Consider the following 4,421-nt stretch of genomic DNA (forward strand, 5'->3'; position numbering starts at 1 on the left):
GATGATACGTGAACTGTCTCGGGCCAGCGATGACGTGAGCCGCTTGCTGCAACAGGTCGGCTGCCTCAGCGAATTACCGGCTGAACTGGAGCAGGAAAACGAAAAGCCCTTGGAAAAATTGGTAGACTATTGGCTGGCCAGCGAACGGTCTGTAAAGGAACTGCAGGCCAGCACGCAGAGATTAGACGCGCTGGCAGAACCGCCTCTGATTGAGGATGAAGTGCCGCTGGAATCGCTGGTCAGGAATATGTTATCTCAATTAGAGATCACGCAGCGCTCAACCGAAACACAGCGTTGTCTTGAGAAATTGCCCGATCCTCCGAAGCTCACCGATTCTCAGGAACTGGAAAAACTGATTGACCAACTGTCGTTCACGGAAGAGAGGGAGCAACGTCATCGGGAACAGGTAGCAATTTTAACTGAGTGCCACGCGCTTCCCCAATTGATAGAGGAAGATGTTTTAACGCAACTCTGCCAGCAGTGGGAATCAGCTGAAGCAGAAAAGCAGCAGCGACAGCAGATTTATGAACAGGCGGCAGCGGATCATCATCGGGTTCGCGAAGCATTACAGCGCTGGGCGGAAGAGAATCCGACTTGTCCCACCTGCGGAGAGGAATTGAAGCCGGACCGGTTCATACAGAATGCGGAAACAGGATTGAAGGGGCACATTCATGGCACGTGAGGATTATCGTGGTGTGCTGCTGATTGGCGACCCGCATGTGGAAGGCCGAAAGCCCGGTTTTCGCAAAGATGACTATCCCAAGGTCGTACTGGAGAAACTGCGATGGTGCCTGCAAACCGCAGATGAACAGCAACTGCTCCCCGTCATTCTGGGTGATCTGTTTCATGTACCACGCGACAATCAGAACTGGTTGCTCTATGAGTTGCTGGCTCTATTTGAGACGCCCGTTTATGGGATTTATGGAAACCATGATTGCCGTGAAAATCAACTGAATGAACATGATACGCTCAGCATTCTGATTCAGGCCGGCCGTTATTGTCTGCTTTCGGAAGAGACTCCCTGGCGGGGAACAATGGTCGGGCGTTCGGTGGTTGTGGGTGGGACTTCCTGGGGACAGAAACTGCCTAAAACGATTGAATTGGAAGCTGGATCGGATTCCCCACTGGTCGTCTGGGTGACGCATCATGATCTCGTCGTGCCGGGTTATGAAGAGCAGGGGTATTTCAGACCATATGAACTTCAGGGGGTTGACTTCGTCGTCAATGGCCACATTCATCGGAGGCTGGAAGACGTTCAGAAAGGGCAGACAACCTGGATCACTCCCGGAAATATTATCCGCCGCTCCCGCAGTGATGCGTCACGGGCGCATGTGCCTTCAGTGTTGAAATTGGAAGCGACGGCCGAAGGCTGGCAGCGATCGGTGATTGAAATTCCCCATGTACCCTTTGATGAGGTCTTTCATGAAGAAGTCTGCGAAGAGACCGCAGAGGGGGTTCCTTCAGCTTTTATTTCGGGGCTGGCGGAACTACAGTCACGAAGAACGGATACTGCCGCAGGGCTGAAATTCTTCCTGGAAAAAAATTTGGAGCAATTTGAGTCGACCGTTGCGGAAGAAGTCAAAAAATTAGCAAATGAGGTTTACAGTCATGACGAGTGAACAGCAGGGATCTGTTTCGGATATCGAAGCGTTAACGGAACGGTTTCAAAAGTTACGTGATCGTAAGATCGAATCTGCGAGCAATCTGAAGAACGCACAACAGAGCTTGGATAAATTGAAACAACAAGCGTTGGAAGAATATGGCATCAATCAACTAGACGAACTGAAAGCAAAGCTCCAGCAGATCAAAGACGAGAATGCCCGTAAACGGGCTGAGTACCATCAGAGTCTGGATGAAATTGAAGCGGAACTATCGAAAATTGAAGCGGCGCATAATGCGACGGATGTGTCCTGAGTAGGTCGAGGATCAACGGAAATGAACGGCGACATCACTTCTCAATCAGTATCCGTCAACGCTCCGCCGGAATTGCAGACGCTGAAGCGTCGCTGCTGGGTGCTGAGCGGGGTACGTGAACAGAAAGAGAAAGCTCAGCGACAAATCAAACAGCAGATGCAGGAAACTGAAAAGTATCTCGCGATTTCAGAACAGGTGACGGAAGCGCTGGAAACCTTGAGCGGCCAACTGTTTGAGCAGGAACTGCAGTTGATTCAAGAGAAACTGACGATTGCGCTGCAGGAAGTGTTGGAGCAGCCGTTGAAGCTGAAAGCGGTCGCAGAATGGAAACGTAATGCAGCCACGGTCGAATTTCAGATCGAACGTGAGGGGAATACGGAAGACATCATGAAAGGCCAGGGGGGCTCGGTGGCCAATGTTCTGTCGGTGGGATTGCGAATGTTTGCGTTGATGACTCTCGATGAGTCGGAACACAGGCGGGTCCTCGTGCTGGATGAACAGGATTGCTGGCTGCGGCCCGATTTAGTGCCGCGCCTGGTGAAAATCATTCACGAAGCCGGGCAGGCACTCGGTTTTCAAATTATCATGATCAGCCACCATGATCCGGCAATGTTTGAACGTTATGCGGATTGCATCTATCAATTTACCCCTTCCAAAGACGGGGTGCAGGTACAACGGATCGAAACGGACTGGCAGTTGCGCGACTGAATTCTGTTTGACGCGGACCCTTTGAGGAAGGATATCAAAGTTTGATGGCACAGGCGAAATATAAGACGGCCCCCGTACCGAGTACCAGAATGCCCTCCGGCATTCCTTATATTGTGGGTAACGAAACGGCAGAGCGGTTCAGCTTTTACGGGATGCGAGGCATCCTGGTGGTTTTCATGACGAAATACATGTTGAACTCCAGGGGTGAAGCGGACTATATGTCAGATCATGACGCCGCTGCCGTGTTTCATTTGTTTGTCGCGACGGCTTATTTTTTCCCGCTGCTGGGATCTCTGCTCTCTGATGTACTCTGGGGCAAGTATAAAACGATACTCGTACTTTCTATCGTGTATTGTTTCGGGCATCTGGCATTAGCCATTGATGATACACGCGTGGGGCTCTTTATCGGACTGATTCTCATCGCGCTGGGGGCGGGAGGCATTAAACCTTGCGTTTCAGCCCACGTGGGAGACCAGTTTGGGAGTCAGAACAAGCATCTGTTGAGTAGAGTGTTTGGCTGGTTTTATCTGGCCATTAATCTGGGAGCATTTGTTTCGTCACTTCTGATACCAGTGATTCTGGAAAAATATGGACCGCACTATGCATTTGGACTGCCCGGGATTCTCATGCTGCTGGCCACGATCCTGTTCTGGATGGGACGAAACCAGTTCGTGCATATTCCTGCTTCGGGCTGGAAAAAATTTCGCACAGATACGTTTGGTAAAGAAGGGCTACAGGCGTTACTGAATCTCTCTGTGCTGTATTATGTGTTTCTACCTGTGTTCTGGGCGTTATTCGATCAGACCGGTTCGTCCTGGGTGCTGCAGGGACTGCAGATGAATACCCTTGTGACAACACCGCTGGGGGAATTTCAACTGGGAGCTGCTCAGATTCAGGCATTCAATCCCTTTTTTATCTTAATACTGATACCGACATTTACTTATGTGGTTTATCCGTTGATTGACAAAGTTTTTCCATTGACTCCCTTGCGTAAGATTTCGATAGGGTTCTTTTTGACGGCTGCCTCATTTGCCATCGTCGCCTTGATCCAGATTGGGATTGATCGTGCTCCCCAAAATCCACCCCATATTCTCTGGCAGGCGGTTCCGTATCTGGTGATGACTGCGGGCGAAGTCATGATTTCCATCACCTGCCTCGAATTTTCGTATACGCAGGCTCCTAAATCGATGAAGTCATTTATTATGTCTCTCTATTTTCTGTCCGTGACGGTGGGGAACCTGCTGACAGCAGGCGTGAATAAAATGATCATGATTGATGAAAAGACGTCGCGACTGGAAGGAGCCTCCTATTTCTGGTTTTTCTCCGGGCTGATGTTTGTGGCTGCGATTCTGTTTATCTTTGTGGCGCAGCATTATAAAGGAAAAACTTACATCCAGGATGATGAACCCGATACCTCGCTGGCTCAGGAGGAAGGGATTCAATAAGCTTTTACAAATCTATTGCGAAATACTTCTTTTTATGTTCGATCCTGCTATGATTTGCCGATTGCAGCGAGTGACTGCGGGGGCAAATTGATTTCACAGAAAATCAAAAATTTCTACGCTTAGATAAGGAATGAAAAATGCGTTTCTCTCAAACGTTTCAGGTGGCGGTTTGTGGTCTCGGGCTGGCATTATTTGTGGGATGTTCATCGAAAGAGGACACTCGTAAATTTGATGCTAAAGATTCAGAAGCATCCGCTGAAGCAGAACATTCTCACGATCACGAACATGCGCACGGGCCGAACGGCGGGCATATTCTGGAAGTGGGTGAAGAACAATACCACCTGGAAGTGGTCT

The 4,421-nt window shown here is 49.6% G+C and carries 5 protein-coding genes and 1 pseudogene; all 6 read left to right on the forward strand.

Annotated features, from left to right (window positions below; translation table 11 throughout):
* The coding region (locus Q0294_RS19780; RefSeq protein WP_299468898.1) for a hypothetical protein at positions 1–682 on the forward strand (682 nt) is incomplete at its 5' end.
* Positions 672–1,619 (forward strand): metallophosphoesterase, encoded by a 948-nt coding sequence (locus tag Q0294_RS19785; protein ID WP_299468900.1) that lies wholly within the window; start codon positions 672–674, stop codon positions 1,617–1,619. The genes Q0294_RS19780 and Q0294_RS19785, both read left to right, overlap by 11 nt.
* Positions 1,609–1,914, forward strand: a complete 306-nt coding sequence (locus Q0294_RS19790) for a hypothetical protein (RefSeq protein ID WP_299468902.1) — start codon at positions 1,609–1,611, stop codon at positions 1,912–1,914. Before Q0294_RS19785 ends, Q0294_RS19790 begins: the two co-directional genes overlap by 11 nt.
* Before the next feature lie 21 nt (positions 1,915–1,935).
* Positions 1,936–2,622, forward strand: a complete 687-nt coding sequence (locus Q0294_RS19795) for a DNA repair protein (RefSeq protein ID WP_299468904.1) — start codon at positions 1,936–1,938, stop codon at positions 2,620–2,622.
* A gap of 44 nt (positions 2,623–2,666) precedes the next feature.
* Positions 2,667–4,067: a POT family MFS transporter gene (locus Q0294_RS19800; RefSeq protein ID WP_299468906.1), complete on the forward strand. Its 1,401-nt coding sequence runs from the start codon at positions 2,667–2,669 to the stop codon at positions 4,065–4,067.
* A 137-nt stretch (positions 4,068–4,204) separates the two neighbouring features.
* Positions 4,205–4,421, forward strand: a pseudogene (locus tag Q0294_RS19805) (hypothetical protein); the annotation flags it as partial.

Source organism: uncultured Gimesia sp. (assembly GCF_937919775.1).
Classification (GTDB): domain Bacteria; phylum Planctomycetota; class Planctomycetia; order Planctomycetales; family Planctomycetaceae; genus Gimesia.

Coding starts and splice junctions, on each gene's coding strand:
- Q0294_RS19785 (WP_299468900.1), top strand. CDS start 672: ATGGCACGTGAGGATTATCGTGGTGTGCTGCTGATTGGCGACCCGCAT.
- Q0294_RS19790 (WP_299468902.1), top strand. CDS start 1,609: ATGACGAGTGAACAGCAGGGATCTGTTTCGGATATCGAAGCGTTAACG.
- Q0294_RS19795 (WP_299468904.1), top strand. CDS start 1,936: ATGAACGGCGACATCACTTCTCAATCAGTATCCGTCAACGCTCCGCCG.
- Q0294_RS19800 (WP_299468906.1), top strand. CDS start 2,667: ATGGCACAGGCGAAATATAAGACGGCCCCCGTACCGAGTACCAGAATG.